This is a genomic window from Gracilimonas sp. (assembly GCF_035704785.1).
Taxonomy (GTDB): Bacteria; Bacteroidota; Rhodothermia; order Balneolales; family Balneolaceae; genus Gracilimonas.
Window position 1 is genome coordinate 1 of the sequence record NZ_DASSWP010000147.1, and the last position, 3,402, is coordinate 3,402.

A 3,402-nucleotide genomic window follows, 5' to 3' on the forward strand; every position below is an offset into this window, starting at 1 on the left:
GGGTAAAATCTTTTCTTGTTGTATCAAAACCCTTGCCATTATCATCAATCGTGAGAATCAAATCAAGTTCATCCTTAATTAATTGAACATTGATCTGGGAAGCCTGACTGTACTTAACGGCATTTGAAATTCCTTCCTGAGCAATTCTGTATAGGTTGAACTCAACTTCACGAGGTAGTTCCAAGCCTTTGATATTCTGAAAGTATTTGATCTCGGTTTCAGTGTTGCTGCTGTAATTATCTACAAGTGCTTCAATGGCTAAAGCTAATCCATAATCATCTACCATGCGGGGTAATAAATTTCGTGAGATCTGTGCCGTTTCGGTAACAGCGTGCTTTAATAAATTTAATCCTTTCTCAAACTGTTGCTGCCGGCGCTCACTCAGCTTTTTTATATCACTCTGGATCGCATCCAGGTTCATGTTTGCAGCAGCAAGATATTGACCCAATCCATCATGAAGCTCTCTCGCAATACGGGCCCGTTCTTTGTTTTCTCCTTCAACTAAAGAGGCTAATACCCTTTCTTCGGCTTTTTTCTGTTCGGTAATATCACTTACCAGGATCAAACGATATTTATTTCCGAAATAGTTAATACTTGAGCCGGTAATACGCACATAAATAATCTCTCCGGATTTAATAATGTGTCTCCATTCTTTTGCTTCAGTAAGATTCTCTCTTTTTCCTTCTGATATTTCTTTTTTCAACTGCTCGTGATCTTCTTCGGGACGTATATCCAAAAGGCTCATTTCAGCAAATTCCTTTCGGGAATAGCCATAGTGTTGGATGGCTGCGTTGTTTACTTCAATAATACGGAGGGTTTCAGGGTCATAGATCCACATGGGTTGTGGGCTCTTTTGGAAAAGAAGCCTGTAGTTGTACTCTGAATCTGCAAGTCTTTTTTCAGCTTCAGCCTGCGCGGTTACATCTACCACAGTAGAGATCATCAAATTCTGGTCATACACAGGGATATTTTTGGCGTTGATGATCCGTTCTTCTCCGGATTGGGTAGTAATTCTAATCCCGTTCCATTGCATTCGGTCAATGTTTTCCGAAGCGATATCCGCAGTGGTCATTTCTACTATTTTTCTCCGGTAGTTTTCATCCGGATATACGTTCTTAAAAAAAGATTCGACATTAGTTATAACTTCTTTGGGCCATCCATAAATTTCTGAAAATTTACTGTTCATAAGAGTAGCTTCACCGGAATCCATGAGGTTTACGGCAACACCGATGGGAAGATTTTCGAGGGTAGTTTCTATGAAGTCATTACGATGTTTGAGTTTGATCTGGAATTCTTCTCGTTCGGTCATGTCCTGTATAGTCCCGCTTATAGAAACAGGATTTCCTTCCTTATCATATTCTGTTTGCGCAAGTTCCTGGAAATATCCGATCTCTCCGGTATCGGGTTTAATGATCCTATAACGAACATTCAGAGTTCCTGATTCAAGGGCACTTTCAAAAGCTTCACGATATTCATTTCTATCATCCGGATGTATAAGATTTAAAGAGGTTTCGAATTTGGAATCCCTTTGATTGGGCTTCATCCCAACAATGTCATAATAACCCTGAGAGAAAATGGCTTGGTCATTTTTGATATCTCTCCACCAATGACCAAAAGCAGCGATCTCTTCAGCCTTACGATAGCGTTCGGTTAAGTTTTGAAGTTTTTTTTCATGCTTTTTCCTTTCGGTAATATCCCGTATCACACTCACCACTTTCTCAACTTCCCCCTCCGTATTTTTTACAAGTGTAACGGTATGGTCTGAGTAAAACTCAGTCCCGTCTTTCCTCTTCATTTTGAACTCAGTCTGGAACAACCCCTTCTGTTCAAGATCCTCAGCTCCAATTTTGGCAAACTCCTTAAAATGGGCCTCATCAATATGTAGCATCCCGGTTGTACTTCCAATAAGTTCATCCTCAGAATACCCAAAGAGTTCGCAGGTTGTTTTGTTGCAGTTAGTGATGGCTCGCGTTTCAGGGTCGAGAATGATCACACTCTCATTGAGGCTTTCAAAGGTCTTTTTAAACAGCTCCCTCGATTCTTTTACCTCAGCTTGAGAAGCTTTAAGATCGGTTATGTCCAAGCCAATACCTATAGTGGTATCATCCAAAAGGCTTATGTTAGACCATGACTGTATTCTTTTTTCCCCGGCTTTGTTTATTACCTCAAGTTCCTGCCACCGGCCATCTGCTTCAGTCATTGATTTAACAGCTGTAGCCCGTATCTCAGGATCGGGAAAACAGGCTTTCATTAGATCAATTTCCTGAACTTCTTCATTACTCCATCCCAAATACTTTTCAAAAGCATTATTTACCCTGAATTCATTGATCCCCGGATCATACATATTAATCATCACCGGTATCTGTTCAAAAATACTTTCAAAAAGTTCCTTTTCCCGCTGGTAATCTTCTTCCAGTTTTTTCTGCTCAGTTATATCAGCTACCACACCGGCCAGTTGTACTAGTTCGTTATGTTTGTCGTAAACTAAATTACCGCGGCTTTGCATCCACTTTAGATCACCGTCAGCAGTATAGATCCTAAACTTGACTTGATAGGAGGAGAGATCCTGCTGAATGGTTTTTTCAAGTACATCCCGAACTCTTTGCCGATCCTCCGGATGGATACTGTCATAGAAATCATCGATGGTCCATTTTGTTGGGTTCTTTTTCAACCCAAATATCTTATAGTGAAATTCAGATCGGAGGATATCCTTGGTCTTCAAGTCAACACTCCAGGTGGCCATTCCGGCAGCGTATAAAGCAGTATCGGTCCGTTTCTTTTGCGAAATAGTTTTAAGATTGCCTTTATTGATGAGGATATACAGTAAGAGCGCCGTCAACAATACATAAAAAATACCCTTAAAGGTTTGGTACCTTGAAATTAGCAGCGGGTCGTCGGTGACCCATATTAGGAGTTGATCAGACAACAGGATCCAAAGGAGGGCAGTAATGAGATAAATAATAGTAATGCCTAAAGCATTTAATTCTAATAATCGCGGTAACCTTTTCATAAACAATAACAGCCTGCCATATATTGGTAAATAAAGGTAACTAACTGCTTTATTAGCTAAACAACAAACAGAAAAAATCAGTTAGTAGCTTAAAGTATTTTTGGCATAAAAAACCACCCTCACCTAAATTAGATGAGGGTGGTTATACTTGCACCCACGATAAAACCCAAAACCTCTTTCTCCTGACCATATAGTTAGAGCGATCTCAAAGCAAATCCTTACAGTTTTTTTCAAAAAAATTTTAGGCTTTAAAGTTGTGTGAAGATGTTTTTAAAAAACTTTCAGATATTTTTTTTAAATGAAAAAAAATCAGAGCGTCAAATCCGTGTCTTGGGGGGCGAATAAATGCAGTGATAAGTTTTTGAAAATAAAGCCTGATGATCGAAGAGAAT

1 protein-coding gene is annotated in these 3,402 nt (G+C 39.4%); it reads right to left on the reverse strand.

Going from position 1 to position 3,402, the window contains the following annotated elements; translation table 11 throughout:
- A partial coding sequence (locus VFM80_RS08775; RefSeq protein WP_395071454.1) for a PAS domain-containing sensor histidine kinase occupies positions 1–3,010 on the reverse strand: 3,010 nt, incomplete at its 3' end.
- Between the last annotated feature and the right edge of the window lie 392 nt (positions 3,011–3,402).